This is a genomic window from Rhodoblastus acidophilus (assembly GCF_025961575.1).
Classification (GTDB): Bacteria; Pseudomonadota; Alphaproteobacteria; order Rhizobiales; family Beijerinckiaceae; genus Rhodoblastus; species Rhodoblastus acidophilus_C.
In genome coordinates, this window is the sequence record NZ_JAOQNX010000004.1 from 98192 (window position 1) to 115468 (window position 17277).

15 protein-coding genes are annotated in these 17277 nt (G+C 65.0%); 13 read left to right on the forward strand and 2 right to left on the reverse strand.

Translation table 11 applies throughout. From position 1 onward, the window contains the following. Position 1: 1 nt before the first annotated feature. From murD to M2320_RS04040, 7 genes are all read left to right on the forward strand, one after another. Complete coding sequence (gene murD, locus M2320_RS04010; protein WP_264596165.1) at positions 2-1459, forward strand: UDP-N-acetylmuramoyl-L-alanine--D-glutamate ligase; 1458 nt, start codon at positions 2-4, stop codon at positions 1457-1459. 39 nt (positions 1460-1498) lie between these two features. Then, positions 1499-2650: an FtsW/RodA/SpoVE family cell cycle protein gene (locus M2320_RS04015; RefSeq protein ID WP_264596166.1), complete on the forward strand. Its 1152-nt coding sequence runs from the start codon at positions 1499-1501 to the stop codon at positions 2648-2650. Then, positions 2650-3768, forward strand: coding sequence for a UDP-N-acetylglucosamine--N-acetylmuramyl-(pentapeptide) pyrophosphoryl-undecaprenol N-acetylglucosamine transferase (locus tag M2320_RS04020; RefSeq protein WP_264596167.1), 1119 nt, complete (start codon positions 2650-2652; stop codon positions 3766-3768). The genes M2320_RS04015 and M2320_RS04020 overlap by 1 nt, the downstream gene beginning before the upstream one ends. Further along, complete coding sequence (gene murC, locus M2320_RS04025) at positions 3765-5171, forward strand: UDP-N-acetylmuramate--L-alanine ligase (protein ID WP_264596168.1); 1407 nt, start codon at positions 3765-3767, stop codon at positions 5169-5171. The genes M2320_RS04020 and murC overlap by 4 nt, the downstream gene beginning before the upstream one ends. Then, positions 5168-5866, forward strand: a complete 699-nt coding sequence (locus tag M2320_RS04030; RefSeq protein WP_264596169.1) for a glutamine amidotransferase — start codon at positions 5168-5170, stop codon at positions 5864-5866. The genes murC and M2320_RS04030 overlap by 4 nt, the downstream gene beginning before the upstream one ends. Continuing rightward, complete coding sequence (murB, locus tag M2320_RS04035) at positions 5863-6786, forward strand: UDP-N-acetylmuramate dehydrogenase (RefSeq protein ID WP_264596170.1); 924 nt, start codon at positions 5863-5865, stop codon at positions 6784-6786. Before M2320_RS04030 ends, murB begins: the two co-directional genes overlap by 4 nt. Before the next feature lie 277 nt (positions 6787-7063). After that, a complete protein-coding gene (locus M2320_RS04040) occupies positions 7064-7849 on the forward strand; it encodes a hypothetical protein (RefSeq protein WP_264596171.1) in 786 nt (261 codons plus the stop codon). 78 nt (positions 7850-7927) lie between these two features. On the opposite strand, the gene M2320_RS04045 is transcribed toward M2320_RS04040, so the two are convergent. Continuing rightward, positions 7928-9190, reverse strand: a complete 1263-nt coding sequence (locus M2320_RS04045) for a glycerate kinase type-2 family protein (protein WP_264596172.1) — start codon at positions 9188-9190, stop codon at positions 7928-7930. 69 nt (positions 9191-9259) lie between these two features. Between M2320_RS04045 and M2320_RS04050 the strand changes: the two genes are divergently transcribed. The 3 genes from M2320_RS04050 (at position 9260) to M2320_RS04060 (ending at position 12036) form a co-directional block, all read left to right on the forward strand. Then, positions 9260-10252 carry a HupU protein gene (locus tag M2320_RS04050; protein WP_264596173.1) on the forward strand — a complete coding sequence of 331 codons (993 nt, stop codon included), beginning with the start codon at positions 9260-9262 and terminating at the stop codon, positions 10250-10252. Next, complete coding sequence (locus M2320_RS04055) at positions 10249-11682, forward strand: nickel-dependent hydrogenase large subunit (RefSeq protein ID WP_264596174.1); 1434 nt, start codon at positions 10249-10251, stop codon at positions 11680-11682. Before M2320_RS04050 ends, M2320_RS04055 begins: the two co-directional genes overlap by 4 nt. A gap of 108 nt (positions 11683-11790) precedes the next feature. Beyond that, positions 11791-12036, forward strand: coding sequence for a hypothetical protein (locus M2320_RS04060; RefSeq protein ID WP_264596175.1), 246 nt, complete (start codon positions 11791-11793; stop codon positions 12034-12036). On the opposite strand, the gene M2320_RS04065 is transcribed toward M2320_RS04060, so the two are convergent. Then, positions 12030-13121 carry a linear amide C-N hydrolase gene (locus M2320_RS04065; protein ID WP_264596176.1) on the reverse strand — a complete coding sequence of 364 codons (1092 nt, stop codon included), beginning with the start codon at positions 13119-13121 and terminating at the stop codon, positions 12030-12032. The genes M2320_RS04060 and M2320_RS04065 overlap by 7 nt on opposite strands. Positions 13122-13413: 292 nt before the next feature. On the opposite strand from M2320_RS04065, the gene M2320_RS04070 reads away from it, so the two are divergent. The 3 genes from M2320_RS04070 to cybH all read left to right on the forward strand — a co-directional run bounded on the left by M2320_RS04070 (position 13414) and on the right by cybH (position 17277). Next, positions 13414-14520 carry a hydrogenase small subunit gene (locus M2320_RS04070; protein WP_319801411.1) on the forward strand — a complete coding sequence of 369 codons (1107 nt, stop codon included), beginning with the start codon at positions 13414-13416 and terminating at the stop codon, positions 14518-14520. Positions 14521-14558: 38 nt separating this feature from the next. Beyond that, complete coding sequence (locus M2320_RS04075) at positions 14559-16349, forward strand: nickel-dependent hydrogenase large subunit (RefSeq protein WP_264596177.1); 1791 nt, start codon at positions 14559-14561, stop codon at positions 16347-16349. A gap of 205 nt (positions 16350-16554) precedes the next feature. Continuing rightward, positions 16555-17277, forward strand: a complete 723-nt coding sequence (gene cybH, locus M2320_RS04080) for a Ni/Fe-hydrogenase, b-type cytochrome subunit (RefSeq protein WP_264596178.1) — start codon at positions 16555-16557, stop codon at positions 17275-17277.

Here is a 17277-nt window from a genome sequence, read left to right on the forward strand (position 1 = left end):
CATGATCCCGGTTTCAAGCTTTTCCGGCAAGACCGTCGCGCTGTTCGGCCTCGGCGGCTCCGGCCTCTCCACCGCCAAGGCCCTCGCGGCCGGCGGCGCCAGCGTCTACGTCTGGGACGATTCGCAAACCGCGCTCGAAAAGGCGACGGAGGCGGGCTTTACCCCCTATGACCTCCACGACGCCGACTGGTCGCTGTTTCATGCGCTGATCCTCACCCCCGGCGCGCCGCTGACCCATCCGGCGCCGCACTGGACCGTGGTCAAGGCGCAGGAGGCGGGCGTCGAGGTGATCGGCGACATCGAGCTTTTCCTGCGCGAGCGCGCCAAAACCTGCCCGCACGCGCCGCTGATCGCCATCACCGGCACCAATGGCAAGAGCACCACGACCTCGCTGATCGCCCATATCCTGCGCGAAGCCGGCGCCGACGTGCAGATGGGCGGCAATATTGGCGTGCCGATCCTCGACCTCGCGCCGCCGGCCGAAAATCGCGTGCATGTGGTGGAATGCTCCACCTTCCAGATCGACCTCGCGCCCTCGCTGAATCCGACGATCGGCGTGCTGCTCAATCTCACGCCCGACCACATCGACCGGCACGGGACCATGGAGAATTACGCCTCCATCAAGCAGCGGCTGGTGGAATCCAGCGATTTCGCCGTGGTCGGCCGCGACGACGCCTTTTGCGAGGCGATCTTCCAATATCTGAAAAAACTCGGCCATTCCGTGGTCGGCATCACCAACAGCCAGCCCCACGCCATTGGCGCCGTCCGCTGCGAGGCCGGCGCGCTGCGCCGCACTTTTGCTTTGCCGGCGATGAAGACGGTGGAAGAGGCTTTGTTCGACCTCTCGCAGGCGCCGGCTCTGCGCGGCGCGCACAATGGCCAGAACGCCGCCGCCGCCTTTTCCGCCTGCGAACGCCTCGGCCTCACCCATGACCGTATTTACGCCGGCCTGAAATCCTATCCGGGCCTCGCCCATCGCATGGAGCAGGTCGCCCGTTCCGGCAAGGTCTTGTTCGTCAACGACAGCAAGGCGACCAATGCCGACGCCGCCGAAAAGGCGCTGCTCAGCTTTGACGACATTTTCTGGATCATCGGCGGCAAGGCCAAGGAGGGCGGCATTGCGCCGCTGCGCGGCCTGTTCGGAAAAATCCGCAAGGCCTATCTGATCGGCGCCGCGACCGAGGATTTTGCGAAAACCCTGGAAGGCGCGGTCGTCTACGAAAAATGCGGGACGCTCGACGTCGCCACCGCCGCCGCCGCGCGCGACGCGCGGGCGAGCGACGCGCCGGAGCCGGTGGTGCTGCTATCGCCGGCCTGCGCCTCCTACGACCAGTTCCCCAATTTCGAAAAGCGCGGCGACGCGTTCCGCGAGGCGGTGGAGGACGTGATCACCGGGCCCTCCCTCGACGCGCCCGCCGCCGCGCCGGAAGCCGAAAAGCCACAGGACGAACCCATTTAGGCGCGCGGGCCTTAGCGCCGGGCGGAAGGACGATTGCACATGGTATCACGCGCGGAACGCTCCCCGGTCGCCGATTGGTGGTGGACCGTCGATCGCTGGCTGCTGGCGGCGGTCGGCGCCCTGATCGTCTGCGGTCTGGTGCTGATCATGGCCGGCAGCCCGCCGGTCGCCGAGCGCATCGGCCTGCCCACCTTCCATTTCGTCAACCGGCAGGTGGAATTGCTGGCGCCCTCGGTGGCGCTGATGATCGCCTGCTCCTTCCTGCAACCGCGCCATTTGCGTCGCGGCGCGCTGGTGCTCTATGTCGTCGCCATGGCGGGCATTTTCGCCGCCTTACTGTTCGGCCATGAGGTCAAGGGCGCGAAGCGCTGGATTTTCGGCGTCCAGCCCTCGGAATTCCTGAAACCCGCCTTCGTCATCCTCGCCGCCTGGGCCTTTTCCGAAGGCGCGCGACGCCATGACGTTCCCGGCAATCTGCTGGCGATCGCGCTGCTGCCGGTGACCATCGTTCCGCTGGTGCTGCAGCCCGATTTCGGCCAGACCCTTCTCGTCTGCCTGGTCTGGGGCGCGCTTCTGGTCATGGCCGGGCTGCACTGGCTGTGGTTCCCGGCGCTCGGCGGCGTCGGCGTGGTCGGCGCCGGCCTCGCCTATAAATTCGCCCCCCATGTCCGCGCCCGCATCCAGAACTTTTTGAACCCCGGCGAGGGGGGCGGACAGGCCGACACCTTTCAGGTGGAGACCGCGCATGACGCCTTCGTCTCAGGCGGCTGGTTCGGCAAGGGGCCGGGCGAGGGCACCTTTAAACAAATCCTGCCGGACTCCCACACCGACTTCATCTTCGCCGTGACCGGCGAGGAATTCGGCCTGATCTTCTGTATGGCGCTGGTCGGCCTGTTCGCCTTCATCGTGCTGCGCAGCCTGATCAAGGCGTCGAGCAACGAGGACCCGTTCTGCCGCTTCGCCACGGCGGGCCTCGCCATGCTGTTCGGCATCCAGGCCTCGATCAACATTGCGGTCAACCTGCACCTGATGCCGGCCAAGGGCATGACGCTTCCGTTCATTTCCTACGGTGGATCGTCGCTGCTTTCCCTAGGCATCAGCATGGGTTTTCTGATAGCGGTGACTCGCAAGCGGCCGCGTTCGGAAATCCTGTTCGATCATCGGGGACCGCCTGAAGGACAAGCCGCCTGATGGAAAGCGACAATCTGATCCTGGTCGCCGCCGGCGGAACCGGCGGCCATTTGTTTCCAGCGGCGGCGCTCGCCCATGAGCTGATCGCCAAGGGCGCGCGCGTCCGGCTCGCCACCGACGACCGCGCCCAGAAATACGCCGCCGACTTCCCCGCCGAAGCCGTGCATGTCATCGCTTCGGCGACGCCGACCGGCTCCGGGCTTGGCGCCAAGCTGATGGCGCTTCTGACCCTCGCCAATGGCGTGCTCGAATCCTTCAATCTCGCCGGCGAGCTGAAACCCCGCGCCATCGTCGCGTTCGGCGGCTATCCGACGGTGCCCCCGGCGCTCGGCGCCTCGCTGCGCGGCGTGCCGCTGGTGTTGCACGAACAGAATGCGGTGATCGGCCGCGCCAACAAGTTCTTGGCGGGACGGGCGAAACTGATCGCCTCCGGCTTTCCCACCCTCGACGGCCTTTCCCCCGGCGGGGCGCAAGTCGCCTATGTCGGCAATCCCCTGCGCCCGGCGGTGCTGGAGGCGGCGCGCTACGCCTATCCCGGGTTCGACGACCAGAAATTGCGACTGCTGGTCACCGGCGGCTCGCAGGGCGCGCGGGTGTTTTCCGACGTGGTCCCCGACGCGCTCGGCCTGCTCACTGAAGCGGAGCGGGCGCGCCTGGTCGTCACCCAGCAGGCCCGCGACGAAGACCTTTCGCGCGTCAAGGAGACCTACGCCCGGCTGAAGATCGCCGCCGAAGTCGCGCCTTTCTTCAACGACCTGCCCAAGCGCATCGCCGCGTCGCATCTGGTGATCGGCCGCTCCGGCGCCTCGACCGTGTCGGAAATCGCCGCGATCGGGCGCCCCTCGATCCTCGTCCCCTTTCCCCACGCGCTCGACGCGGATCAGGCGGCCAATGCCGCCCATCTCGCCGCCACCGGCGCGGCGGATGTCGTTCGGCAGATCAATTTCACCCCTCTGGGACTATTGGAGCGGCTGCGCCATGCGCTCGCCAATCCCCAAGACTTGACGAAGCGCGCCGCGGAGGCAAAAACCGCGGGCGTGACCGACGCCGCCATCAGGCTGGCCTACCTGACCCTGCACATTGCGGGCATGATCGATTCGCCGGAGACCCCCCAATGAAACTGCCCCGCACGCTCGGCCCCATCCATTTCGTGGGCATAGGCGGCATCGGCATGTCGGGCATCGCCGAAGTGCTGATCAATCTCGGTTATCAGGTCCAGGGCTCCGACGCCTCCGACAACGCCAATGTCAAACGCCTGCGCGACAAGGGCGCCAAGATTTTCATCGGCCATGACGCGAAAAACCTGGGCGACGCCGAGGTGATCGTGGTGTCGACCGCGATCAAGCGCGACAATCCCGAACTCTCCGCCGCCCGTGAAAAGCGCCTGCCGGTGGTGCGCCGGGCCGAAATGCTCGCCGAACTGATGCGCCTCAAGCAATGCGTGGCGGTCGCGGGCACCCATGGCAAGACGACGACGACCTCGCTGGTCGCCACCCTGCTTGACGCCGGCGAACTCGACCCCACCGTGATCAATGGCGGCATCATCAACGCCTATGGCACCAACGCCCGCATTGGCGAGGGCCAGTGGATGGTGGTCGAGGCCGACGAAAGCGACGGCACCTTTCTCAAACTGCCTGCCGACGTCGCTGTTGTCACCAATATCGACCCCGAGCATCTCGACCACTTCAAAACTTTTGAGGCCATCAAGGAGGCGTTCCGCACTTTTGTGGAAAACCTGCCGTTCTACGGTTTCGCGGTCATGTGCCTCGACCATCCCACCGTCCAGGAACTGGTGGGCAAAATCGAGGATCGTCGCGTCATCACCTATGGCGAGAATCCGCAGGCCGACGTGCGCCTGTCCAACATCGACCTCACCGGCGGCGTCTGCCGCTTCCAGGTGACGATCCGCGACCGCCTCCACGGCCGCGAGATCGTGTTAAAGGACCTCGTGCTGCCCATGCCGGGCCACCACAATGCGCTCAACGCCACGGCGGCGATTGCTGTCGCCTACCAGCTCGGCGTCGGCCTCGACCAGATTCAAAAAGGCCTCGCCGGTTTCGGCGGCGTCAAGCGCCGCTTCACCCGCACCGGCGACTGGAACGGGGTCGCCATTTTCGACGATTACGGCCACCATCCCGTCGAAATCGCCGCCGTGCTGAGGGCCGCTCGCGCTTCGACCAAGGCCCAGGTGATCGCGGTGGTGCAGCCGCACCGCTACACCCGCCTGCAAACCCTGTTCGACGCCTTTTCCACCTGTTTCAACGACGCCGACGTCGTCCTGGTCGCCGATGTCTATGCCGCCGGCGAAGCCCCCATCGAGGGCGTCGACCGCGACCATTTGGTCGCCGCGATCAAGGCGCACGGCCACCGCCAAGCCCTGGCGCTGCCCACCCCCGAAGCTCTGCCGAAATATATTCGCGAACTGGCGAAGCCCGGCGATTACGTCGTCTGCCTGGGCGCCGGCAGCATCACCCAATGGGCCTATGCCTTGCCCGGCCAACTCGCGGAGGGCGGCGCGTGAAGCGGGCGCTGGTCCTGCGCCATGTCGCCTTCGAAAACCTGGGCGTTCTGGCGCGCATCCTTCCCGATTACGGTTTTGTCCCGGTCTATCATGAGGTCGGGCTGGGGCCGCTGCCGTCGGCCGACATCGAAGCCTGCGACCTGCTGATCGTGCTGGGCGGACCCATCGGCGTCTATGAAACCGAGGATTACCCGTTCCTCACAGCGGAAATCGCCGCCATCGGCCGCCGCCTGCTGGCGGAAAAGCCGACGCTCGGCATTTGTCTGGGCGCGCAATTGATGGCGACGGCGCTGGGCGCGCCGGTCGGTCCGGGCCCGGGCAAGGAGATCGGCTACGCGCCGCTCACCCTGCGCGACATCGGGCGCGAAAACCCGCTGTCCGACCTTCAAGGCGTTCCCGTGCTGCACTGGCACGGCGACGCTTTTGGCGTGCCGCCCAACGGCGTGTCGCTGGCCTCCACCCCGCTCTGTCCGCACCAGGCTTTTGTTCTCGGTGCTTACGGGCTCGCCCTGCAATTCCACGCCGAGGTCGAACCGGAAGCGCTCGAAGCCTGGCTGATCGGCCACACCTGCGAGCTCGGCAAGGTCGGGATCAAGCCCGGCGATCTGCGCCGCCAAGCGGCGGAAACGGGCGCGGCGACGGCGCAGGCCGGGGTCAAAATGTTCCGGCGCTGGCTGGACGGGATTTTTGCATGAGTTTTAAGGACATCACCGGCGAGCTTTCGGCGCGCATGCCAGAGCTGCGCGGCCGCCTCACCGCGAATGCCGAAATCGCGCCCTACACCTGGTTTCGCGTCGGCGGTCCGGCGCAGGTTCTTTTTAATCCATCGGATGAAGAAGACCTCGCCTATTTTCTCAAGAACCTGCCTCAAACCATTGAAGTCACAGTCATAGGTCTCGGCTCCAATCTCATCATTCGGGACGGCGGAATCCCCGGCGTGGTGATCCGGCTGGGCGGCCGGGCGTTCGGCGAGGTCAAGGTCGAGCCGGGCCATCGGCTGCGCGTCGGCGCCTGCGTCCCCGACATGCGCGCCGCCAAGGCGGCGGCCGACGCCGGCATTGACGGTCTGGCTTTTCTGCGCGGCATTCCCGGCTGCATCGGCGGCGCCCTGCGCATGAACGCCGGCGCCCATGGTGGCGAAACCAAGGATTTTTTGGTTGAAGCCCGAGGCGTCGACCGCAAGGGCGAGGTTCACGTGTTCAAGGTCGAAGACCTCCACATGACCTACCGCCACAGCGGCGCCCCCGACGACATCATTTTCACCGAAGCCCTGTTCGAGGGCCGCCCCGGCGACCCCGCCGCGATCAATGCGGAAATGGACCGCATCACCGAAGCCCGCGAAAAAAGCCAGCCGATCCGCGAAAAGACCGGCGGCTCGACATTCAAAAACCCGCCCGGCGAAAAGGCTTGGCAATTGGTCGATAAGGCCGGCTGCCGCGGTCTCGTCGTCGGCGACGCGCAGGTTTCGGAAATGCACTGCAATTTCCTGATCAACCGCGGCAACGCCACCGCCGCCGACATCGAAAACCTTGGCGAGGAGGTCCGCGCGCGGGTGAAGGCTGCGACGGGCGTGGACTTGCACTGGGAAATCAAGAGAATTGGGTTGAAGCAATAGGCTGATTTCCGTTCAGTCGCCGCACAGGCGATGATCGATTATTTCTGAAACATTGATTTCGACCGTCCGGCATGGCGTAGGGGTGTTTTTCTCCAAATCAATCGCCGGTCTTGCTTCCTATAAGGAAGTAGAGGTGAACCGGATACTGGTTAGGTTTAACCAAGACTCGTCAGTAAACTGGAGATAATGAAGTTGTTGTGTCGCATATAATCCGCTTTTAAGGATTGGTTGATTACCTCGCGCCGATATTGTGATTGGACGTGTTTGGAAATCGCCGATGAGCAGCACGCAGATTTCGGAAGACAGCGGGGAGGTCGTCGTCGCCTCGGACGAGGCGATCCAGACGGCCCCATCAACATCCGTTGACGAGTCCTTTGAAGTCGACGCCATTCAGCGCCGGGTCGCCGCGCGTAAAATTGCGCGTGAGCTCGAGCGCAAGAAGAAGGAGGCCGAGGACGAACTCAGGCGCCATCTGATGGCGCGCGCGATGCGCGCGAGAAGCAAGCCCGCGCCTGTCGAAACGCCGTCGCTGTGGTCAAAAATCTCTTCAGGAGCTTTGGTCGTCATCACGTCGAAAACGACGCACAATGTCCTGGCCTATGGGTCGCTGGCGCTCATGGTCGTGGGACTGGGCGCCTATGCCTATCAGTTTAACGCGGAGCGGGTCGCCGCCGCCTTTCGCGTTCAGTGCCATGAGAACAACATGAAATATGCGATCGGCTCTCGCATGTATTGCTATGATGACGGACGGTTTGCCCACAAGATCACGGACAATGGCGTCGCCGGCCGGATGAATCTGGATTTCAGCATCAACCAGCGCGAACTCAGGCTGGCGATCCGAGAGGCCGACCGCGCCGCGGGACCCGTCGCCAAGCCGGTCAGCATGTCGCCCGTGGTCACGCGCCCGGTCGTCCAAACCGTCGCCCCGGCGGCGAATCCGCCCGCCCCGGCGCGTCCGGTCTCACTGATCGTCGCCAAGCCCAATGATGGGGCGGCCCGCTCCATTCCGGAATTGGCCTCGCAACTGGCCCGCTTTGACGCCGTTTCCCTGAACCTCAGGTAGCGCGCGGTGGCCGACACGTGACGGCGCCGCTCCCTCGACCCGCTTGCGGGGAGAGGGAGGGGTTGGGCTTCAATGTCGTCAGGAAGGCGCGATCAGGATCGCCCTGAAATCGTTGACATTGGTCAGCGTCGGTCCGGTCACGACGCTGTCCCCCAAAACCTGGAAAAACCCATGGCCGTCATTGGCCTCCAAGCTCGCGCGCGGTGAAAACCCCAAAGCCCGGGCCCGCGCCAAAGAATCCGGCGCCAGCAAAGCTCCGGCGATCTCCTCGGCGCCATCCACGCCATCGGTGTCGCCGGCCAGCGCGTAAACCCCGGGCAACCCGTCCAGCGCCAGGCCGAGCGACAACAAAAACTCGACATTGCGTCCGCCGTGCCCCGACCCGCGCACGGTCACCGTGGTCTCGCCGCCCGACAGCAGCACGCAGGGCGCGGCGAACGGCTGCCCCTTGGCGGCGACCTGCCGCGCCAGAGCGCCCAAAACCGTGCCGACCTCGCGCGCCTCGCCCTCGATGCGGTCGCTCAGGATGTGCACCGCGAACCCAGCCTCGCGTGCGTAAACCGCCGCCGCCTCCAGCGCCATCTGCGGCGTGGCGATGAACCTGACCTCCGAGCGGGCGAGGCGGGGATCGCCTGGCTTGACGCTCTCGCCGGCCCCGGTGCGCAGCAGATCGAGCACGGCGGGCGGCGCTGAAACGCCGTAGCGCGTGAGCACGGCGAGTGCGTCGGCGCAGGTGGTGGGGTCGCCGACCGTCGGGCCCGAGGCGATGTCGATGGGATCGTCGCCGGGCACGTCGGAAATCAGCAGCGCGACGACCCGCGCCGGGGCGCAGAGCGCGCCGAGCCGCCCGCCCTTGAGCGCCGACAAATGCCGCCGAATGCAATTGATTTCACTGATCGTCGCGCCGCTGGCGAGCAGGGCGGCGCTCAAGCCCCTTTTGTCCTCCAGCGTCAGTCCGGGCAGGGGCGCGGCGAGCAAAGCGGAGCCGCCGCCTGAAATCAGCGCGATCACCAGATCGTCGGCGCTCAGCCCCTGAACCAGCCCGGCGATTTTTTGCGCGGCGGCGAGTCCGGCGGCGTCGGGCAGGGGATGCGACGCCTCGATCACCTCAATTCTTTGGCAGGCCACGCCATAGCCGAACCGTGTCACCACAGCGCCCGACAGCGGCCCGTCCCAAACATCCTCCAGCGCCCGCGCCATGGCGGCCGACGCCTTGCCCGCGCCGATCACCAATGTGCGTCCGCGCGGCTTTTCCGGCAGATGCGGCGCCAGGCACAAAGCCGGCTGCGCCGAGGCGATCGCGGCGTCAAACATGCGTCTCAAGAGGGTGCGCGCGTCCATGGCGCATCAAATCACGAGCCGGCCCGCGAGGCCATTGAAATCGGGAGCGATTGCGGCGACATTGCCGCGATGACACAGCGAAAAACCCTGTTGTGGCTGCAAGCCGGCTCGTGTGGCGGCTGCACCATGGCGGCGCTCGAGCAGGGCGGCGCCGGCCTGTTCGCGGAGCTCCATAACCTCGGGCTCGACCTGCTCTGGCACCCGAGCGTCAGCGAGGCGACCGGCGCGGAGGTTTTGAAGATTTTCGCCGATATCGAAACCGGCGCGCAAAAACTCGACATCCTTTGCGTGGAAGGCTCGATCCTGCGCGGCCCCAACGGCACCGGCCAATTCAACCGTCTCTCGGGAACCACCCGCACCCTGCTCGATCTCACCCGCGCGCTGGCGCAACACGCCGAAACCTGCGTCGCCGTCGGCTCCTGCGCCGCCTTTGGCGGCATCCCCGCCGGCGATCCCAACCCGACCGACAGCTGCGGCCTGCACTATGACGGCGCCGATCCCGGCGGCGTTTTGGGTGCGGCATGGCGGTCGCGGAGCGGGTTGCCGGTGGTGAACGTCGCCGGCTGCGCGCCGCATCCCGGCTGGATCGTCGAGACGCTCGGCGCGCTCGCGGCGGGGGACCTCAAGTCCAGCGACCTCGACGGCTTCGGACGTCCGTTGTTTTTCGCCGGCCATCTCGCCCACCACGGCTGCTCGCGCAACGAGTTTTACGAGTTCAAGGCCTCCGCTCGCACGCTGTCCGAACGCGGCTGCCTGATGGAGCATCTCGGCTGCAAGGCGACCCAGGCGATCGGCGATTGCAACCAGCGCGCCTGGAATGGCGGCGGTTCCTGCACCCATGCCGGCTTCGCCTGCATTTCCTGCACCTCCCCGGGGTTTGAGGATGCGCGCGACACCCATGTCACGCCAAAAATCGGCGGCATTCCGGTGGGCCTGCCGCTCGACATGCCCAAAGCCTGGTTCATGACGCTGGCCGCTTTATCGAAATCGGCGACGCCGGCGCGGGTGCGCCAGAACGCCGAGGCCGACCGCATTCTGGTCAACCCCAAGAGGCAGAAGTGACCCGGCTGGTCGTCGGTCCCTTCAACCGCGTCGAGGGCGACCTGGAGTTGACGCTGGACATCGAAGAGGGCCGCGTCGCCGAGGCTCGGGTCGCGACCACGCTCTATCGCGGTTTCGAGCAAATCCTCGTCGGCCGCCCGGCCCATGACGCGCTCACCATCGCGCCGCGCATCTGCGGCATTTGCTCGGTGTCGCAAAGCCTGGCCGCCGCCGCCGCCCTGCGCGAAATTTCGGGCGTCATGCCGCCGCCCAATGGCGAACTGGCGGCGAACCTTGTCCACGCCGCCGAAAACATCGCCGACCACCTGAGCCATTTCTATCTGTTCTTCATGCCGGATTTCGCCCGCGCCGAATATGCGGGCAAACCGTGGCATGCCGAAATCGCCGCCCGCTTCAAGGCGACGGAAGGAACCGCCGCGCGCGAAATGTTGCCCGCGCGCGCCCGCCTGCTGCACATTATGGGGCTGCTTGCCGGCAAATGGCCGCATTCGCTGGCTCTGCAGCCCGGCGGCGTCACCCGCGCGCTCGATCTCGGCGGCAAGATGCGCCTGCTCGCCATTCTGGGCGATTTCCGCGCCTTTGCCGAAAAAAGCCTGTTCGGCGCGCCGCTCGAAGACATCGCCGCGCTGGAGACGCCCGCGCAACTGCGGGCCTATGCTGAGAAAAAGGCCGATTTCCCCGCCTTCCTGCGCCTCGCCGGGGACCTTAGCCTGGACAAACTCGGCCGCTGCGCCCTGCCGCTGATGAGCTTTGGCGGCTACTACGGGTCTGAGGGACCACTGTTCCAGGCCGGCGTCGTCGATCCCGCGGGCGCCGTGAAAAAAATGGGCCGGATCGGCGAGCAGGTCGCCGCCTCCTATTTCGCCGACAGCGCAGAAGACCCTTTTCGCGCACACACCCTTCCTGACATGGAGCGGATCGGGGCCTATTCCTTCGCCAAGGCGCCGCGCCTGGACAAAAACCCCGCCGAAACCGGCGCGGTGGCGCGGCAGGCGGTCGCGGGCCAAAAACTCGTGCGCGCGCTGCTTCAAAACTCCGGAGGCAGCCATGTGCTGGCGCGGGTCGTGGCCCGCGTGGTGGAAATCGCCCAGGTCACAATCGCCGCCGAAAGTTGGGCGCGTGCGCTAAACGTGCGCGAAAGTTTTTGCGAGACGGCGCCGCCGCTGGCGAGCGGCGCGGCGATTGGAAAAGTCGAGGCGGCGCGCGGCGCGCTCGGCCATTGGGTGAGCGTCGAGCGCGGCCACATCCGCGCTTATCAAATCATCGCGCCGACCACGTGGAATTTTTCGCCGCGCGACGCGGCGGGCGTTCCCGGCCCGCTGGAGCAGGCGCTGGTGGGCGTCGAGACCGGCGCGCTTGGGGCGAAGGCAGCGGCGATCCAGCATGTCGTCAGGAGTTTTGACCCCTGCATGGTGTGCACGGCGCATTGAGGGGACGTTAACCGCGTTTCCAGCCGCCCCGCCGGCCTTAACGCGCCGGCAAGGCGCAACGCCAAAACTCGCGTCAAGCTTACCCAAGTCTTGACGAGGCCGCTCACAATGCACGCATCAAAAATTCTTCTGGCCGGCGCGGCGCTGCTCGGCCTCACCTGCGGCGCCCAAGCCTGGGAGGAGGGGGCGATGGTTTCGGTCTGCGGCGCCTGCGCCGCCGGTCAATCGCCCTCGGCTCTGGCGCTGGAGATGACGGTCACGCAGATGCAGGCCCACAATCCGCAGACCCAGCACACCGTGATCGTCAACCACCCGATGGACAACTGGCGTGCCCCGATCAGTGTCCGCTACTGAGGCGAGGAGGCCGCGTCCGGACAGGTTCCGGCGAATTTGAACGGCGCGGCGGGCTTGAAGGCGTCATTGGCCTTGCCGGAATAGATGCGCGTCGCGTCGGGGCCGAGGTCCAGCTTCATGACCTCGGTTTTGGCGAAATCGATCGCGGCGAGGTCGACCCAAAACGTGTTCGGCGCCATGGCGGATTCGAAATAGTAGAGCTTGCGTTTGTGGTCGGCCACGGTGCGCCAGCGCGTCGAGGAGATGTTGGGTTCTCCCGGGTTGGGCGAGGTCAGGCCGTAGGGCGCGGAGGCGTTGCGGATCACGCTGAAAACGGCCGCCACCGCCTTGTCGGGATTGGCCTGTTTTTCGATCGCGTTGATGTAATAGGAGGCCCGCGCGAACCGGTCCGCCGCCCGCGTGGTTCCCGGCAGCATGACCGCGCCGCCGATTTCTTTCCAATAGGCGTCGAGCGCGAGCTGCCGTTCGAAGATCGGGGAATTCGTCATCACCTGATAGGCGCGGCTGTGGTGGATGACCAGCTTGCCGCCGATATATTCGAGAATCGCGCTGTCGCCGCTGGCGTCTGACAGCGACAGATGCAGCGTCGCCAGGCGATCCATGCCGGGCACCTTGTCTGTCGCCAGCGTGAACGGCTCTTTCTCCAGCGCCGCGACCGCTTCATTCACACTGGCGAAACTGTCGAGCACATATTGCGCCCAGGCGGAGATCGAAAGGCCGGGCGTCTTGCCGTCATATTTGGGATAGTCGGATTCGACCAGCCACAGCATGTTGGCGACCAGCCCCGCCTCGTTGACGCCATCCGTGGTGGAGACATCGTAGGCGCTGGCGATCACACTGCCATATTTCGAAGTCCAACTGGCCGCGTTCGGGCAAACTTCGCCGGACCGGGTCATGCCGCGCGGGAAAATCCAGAGATTCGTGCCGATGTCCGTCTTCCAGTCCATCGAGCGCGCGGTGATCACCCCCTCATTGAGGCCATGATAGACGACGCGCGTGCAGGCGCGCGCCGGGGTTGGGCTTAAAAGGCCGAAAGCGAGGACAGCCGCGCAGGCCAAGCCCAACAGCAGGAAATCGGAAGCCATGAGGTTCTCCGTCAAAAGATTTTTCAGAAAATGAACTGTGCGCGACCGTCAGCCGGCGCATCCTCTACGGGCGCCAAGAAACTTCCTGCCGGCGCCAGCGCGCTTTCCACTTTTTCGCGTGGACCTCGCGGCAGCCTAGCCATATAAACCTTTGAATTTCATGGGAAGCGGACAAAATGTCGCAGTTGGCGCCCTTCTTGCCAACTAGAGCCCAACCGCGGGCGGCGCCGCCGCCCCGAGAGCGCGGATCGCCACCGCGCTTGAAAAGAACCGGAGCAGGGCAGGAGAGCGCTTGATGTCGGCAACCGAAACTTTTTACGACGTGATCCGTCGCCAGGGGATCACCCGGCGCAATTTCTCGAAATTCTGCTCGCTGACCGCCGCCAGCATGGGGCTGGGCGCGACCGGCGCCTCGCAAGTGGCGCATGCGCTGGAGACCAACCCGCGCGTCCCCGTGATCTGGATGCACGGCCTGGAATGCACCTGCTGTTCGGAAAGCTTTATCCGCTCGGCGCACCCGCTGGTGAAGGACGTGGTGCTGTCGATGATCTCGCTCGACTATGACGACACGATCATGGCGGCGGCTGGCCATCAGGCCGACGCGATCCTCCAGGAGACCCGCCAAAAGTACAAGGGCAAGTTCATCCTCGCGGTGGAAGGCAATCCGCCGCTGAACGAAGACGGCATGTTCTGCATCGACGGCGGCCGTCCCTTCGTCGAAAAGCTCAAGGAAATGGCCGCCGACGCCATGGCGGTGATCGCCTGGGGCTCCTGCGCCTCCTGGGGCTGCGTGCAGGCCGCCAAGCCGAACCCCACCCACGCCGTGCCGATCGACAAGGTCATCACCGACAAGCCGATCATCAAAGTGCCGGGTTGCCCGCCGATCGCCGAAGTCATGACCGGCGTCATCACCTTCGTGAACACGTTTGGGCGGCTGCCGGAACTCGACCGCCAGGGCCGGCCGCTGATGTTCTATTCGCAGCGCATCCACGACAAATGCTACCGCCGCCCGCATTTCGACGCCGGCCAGTTCGTCGAGGAATGGGACGACGAGAACGCGCGCAAGGGTTTTTGTCTCTACAAGATGGGCTGCAAGGGCCCGACCACCTACAACGCCTGCTCGACGGTGCGCTGGAACGACGGCGTTTCCTTCCCGATCCAGTCGGGCCACGGCTGCATCGGCTGCTCCGAAGACGGCTTTTGGGACAAGGGGCCGTTCTACGAGCGCCTCTCGAACATTCACCAGTTCGGCATCGAGGCCAATGCCGACAAGATCGGCATCGCCGCCACGGCGGCGGTGGTCGGCGCCATGGCGATCCACGCCGGCATCACGGCGGTCGGCCGCCTGCGCGCGAACGGCAAACCGCACGACACGCCGCCGTCCGCGCCGCAGAAATGATCGCCCAAGGTCCGAAAAAATTTTAGGGAAACGCACACATGGGTCTCGAAACGCCGAACGGCTTTAAGCTCGACAATTCCGGCAAGCGCATCGTCGTCGATCCGGTCACCCGCATCGAAGGCCATCTTCGCGTGGAGGTGAACGTCGATTCCGACAATGTCATCCGCAACGCCGTCTCCACCGGCACGATGTGGCGCGGCATCGAGGTGATCCTGCGCGGCCGCGATCCGCGCGACGCCTGGGCGTTTACGGAACGGATCTGCGGCGTCTGCACCGGCACCCACGCGCTCACCTCGGTGCGCGCCGTAGAAGATTCCCTGGGGATCAAGATCCCGGAGAACGCCAACTCGATCCGCAACATCATGCAGCTCTGCCTGCAGGTGCACGACCATATCGTGCATTTTTATCACCTGCATGCGCTCGACTGGGTCGACGTGGTCTCCGCGCTGTCGGCCGATCCCAAGGCGACCTCGGCGCTGGCGCAGTCGATTTCCTCCTGGCCGCTGTCGTCGCCCGGCTATTTCAAGGAGTTGCAAGGGCGCCTGAAAAAGTTCGTCGAGAGCGGCCAGCTCGGCCCGTTCAAGAACGGCTATTGGGGCTCGCCGGCCTATAAACTGCCGCCGGAAGCCAATCTGATGGCGGTCGCGCACTATCTTGAGGCGCTCGACTTCCAGAAGGATATCGTCAAGATCCACACCGTGTTCGGCGGCAAGAATCCGCATCCGAACTGGCTGGTGGGCGGCGTGCCGTGCCCGATCAATGTCGACGGCGTCGGCGGCGTCGGCGCGATCAACATGGAGCGCCTGAATCTCGTCAGCGAGATCATCGACCGCTCCATCGCCTTCACCAATCAGGTCTATATTCCCGACCTCATGGCGATCGCCTCGTTCTACAAGGGCTGGCTCTATGGCGGCGGCCTGTCGAGCAAGGCGGTTTTGTCCTACGGCGATATCCCTGAGCGCGCCAACGATTATTCCGCGTCGAACCTGCTGCTGCCGCGCGGCGCGATCATCAATGGCAATCTCAACGAGGTCTTCCCCGTCGACCTGCGCGATCCCAACGAAATCCAGGAATATGTCGCGCACAGCTGGTACAAATATCCCGACGAGAGCAAGGGCCTGCATCCCTGGGACGGCGTCACCGAGCCGAATTTCGTGCTCGGCCCCAACGCCAAGGGGACGCGCACCAATATCGAGGCCCTCGACGAAAGCGCCAAATACAGCTTCATCAAGGCGCCGCGCTGGAAGGGCAACGCCATGGAAGTCGGGCCGCTCGCCCGCTGGATCATCGGCTATGCCCAGAACAAGCCGGAGTTCAAGGAGCCCGTCGAAAAGGTTCTGAAGGACCTGGGCGCGCCGACCTCGGCTTTGTTCTCCACCCTCGGCCGCACCGCGGCGCGCGGTCTGGAGTGCCAGTGGGCCGCCTACAAGATGAAGCATTTCTACGACAAGCTGGTCGCCAACATCAAAGCCGGCGACAGCAGCACCGCCAATGTCGACAAGTGGGACCCGAAAACCTGGCCTTCCGAGGTCAAGGGCGTCGGCTTCACCGAGGCGCCGCGCGGCGCGCTCGCGCACTGGATCAAGATCAAGGACGGCAAGATCGACAATTACCAGGCGGTGGTGCCCACCACCTGGAACGGTTCGCCCCGCGACGCCAAGGGCAATATCGGCGCGTTCGAAGCCTCGTTGCTCGACACGCCGATGGCTGATCCCACGCAGCCGCTGGAGATCATCCGCACCCTGCATTCCTTCGACCCCTGCCTCGCCTGCTCGACTCACGTGATGAGCCCGGACGGCCAGGAAATGGCGAAGATTCAGGTCCGCTGAATCCAGTCCCCTCTCCCCGTTTACGGGGAGAGGGTTAGGGTGAGGGGCAGGGGCGTTAGCTTCAGCGTCGTCAGGAAAGCCGTTCTGAGGACGTCGAGGATCGCGACCCAGCCCCTCACCCCAGCCCTCTCCCCGCATGCGGGGAGAGGGAGCTGCGAGCCCGGCGCAAGGGCCAAAGAGTCAAAAATCCTCCTGGGAGGTCTTCATGGATTACGCGAAAATCGCGGATATCAGCGAGCTCAAAGGCCAGATCGTCGTCGCCCGCCGCACCGTCTACGTCTACCAGGCGCCGGTGCGCATCTGGCACTGGGTCAATGCGGCCTGCCTGACGGTTCTGTTCATCACCGGCTATCTCATCGCCTGGCCGCCCGGTTCGCTCGGCGGCGAAGCCAGCGCCCATTACCAGATGGGCTACATCCGCTTCGCCCATTTCGCCGCCGGGCAGACGCTCGCCGTGTTCTTCCTGATGCGCTTCGTCTGGGCGTTTTTCGGCAATGCCGCGTCCAAACAATTGTTCTGGGTGCCGGTCTGGAAGAAGAATTTTTGGGACGGCCTGTGGAACGAAGCCAAATGGTACGCTTTCGCGGTGAAATTCCCCCGGCAATATGTCGGCCATAACCCGCTGGCGCATCTGATGATGTTCTTCGTCTTCACCCTCGGCACGGTGTTCATGATCTGCACCGGCTTCGCCCTCTATTCCCAGGGCGCGGGCGAGGATTCGCTCTGGGCCAAGCTGTTCGGCTGGGTGTTCCTGATTTTCCCCAACAGCCAGGACGTGCACACCTATCACCACCTCGGCCTGTGGGTGCTGTGCATCTTCGCCGCGATCCACGTCTATGCGGCGGTCCGCGAAGACATCATGTCGCGCCAGAGCATGATCTCGTCGATGATCTCCGGCGAACGCCAGTTCCGCGACGACAAGGTCTGA

Excerpts from the sequence above, each read along its gene's own strand:
- murD (WP_264596165.1), top strand. The coding sequence starts at position 2 with ATGATCCCGGTTTCAAGCTTTTCCGGCAAGACCGTCGCGCTGTTCGGC.
- M2320_RS04015 (WP_264596166.1), top strand. The coding sequence starts at position 1,499 with ATGGTATCACGCGCGGAACGCTCCCCGGTCGCCGATTGGTGGTGGACC.
- M2320_RS04020 (WP_264596167.1), top strand. The coding sequence starts at position 2,650 with ATGGAAAGCGACAATCTGATCCTGGTCGCCGCCGGCGGAACCGGCGGC.
- murC (WP_264596168.1), top strand. The coding sequence starts at position 3,765 with ATGAAACTGCCCCGCACGCTCGGCCCCATCCATTTCGTGGGCATAGGC.
- murB (WP_264596170.1), top strand. The coding sequence starts at position 5,863 with ATGAGTTTTAAGGACATCACCGGCGAGCTTTCGGCGCGCATGCCAGAG.
- M2320_RS04040 (WP_264596171.1), top strand. The coding sequence starts at position 7,064 with ATGAGCAGCACGCAGATTTCGGAAGACAGCGGGGAGGTCGTCGTCGCC.
- M2320_RS04045 (WP_264596172.1), bottom strand. The coding sequence starts at position 9,190 with ATGGACGCGCGCACCCTCTTGAGACGCATGTTTGACGCCGCGATCGCC.
- M2320_RS04050 (WP_264596173.1), top strand. The coding sequence starts at position 9,260 with ATGACACAGCGAAAAACCCTGTTGTGGCTGCAAGCCGGCTCGTGTGGC.
- M2320_RS04060 (WP_264596175.1), top strand. The coding sequence starts at position 11,791 with ATGCACGCATCAAAAATTCTTCTGGCCGGCGCGGCGCTGCTCGGCCTC.
- M2320_RS04065 (WP_264596176.1), bottom strand. The coding sequence starts at position 13,121 with ATGGCTTCCGATTTCCTGCTGTTGGGCTTGGCCTGCGCGGCTGTCCTC.
- M2320_RS04075 (WP_264596177.1), top strand. The coding sequence starts at position 14,559 with ATGGGTCTCGAAACGCCGAACGGCTTTAAGCTCGACAATTCCGGCAAG.
- cybH (WP_264596178.1), top strand. The coding sequence starts at position 16,555 with ATGGATTACGCGAAAATCGCGGATATCAGCGAGCTCAAAGGCCAGATC.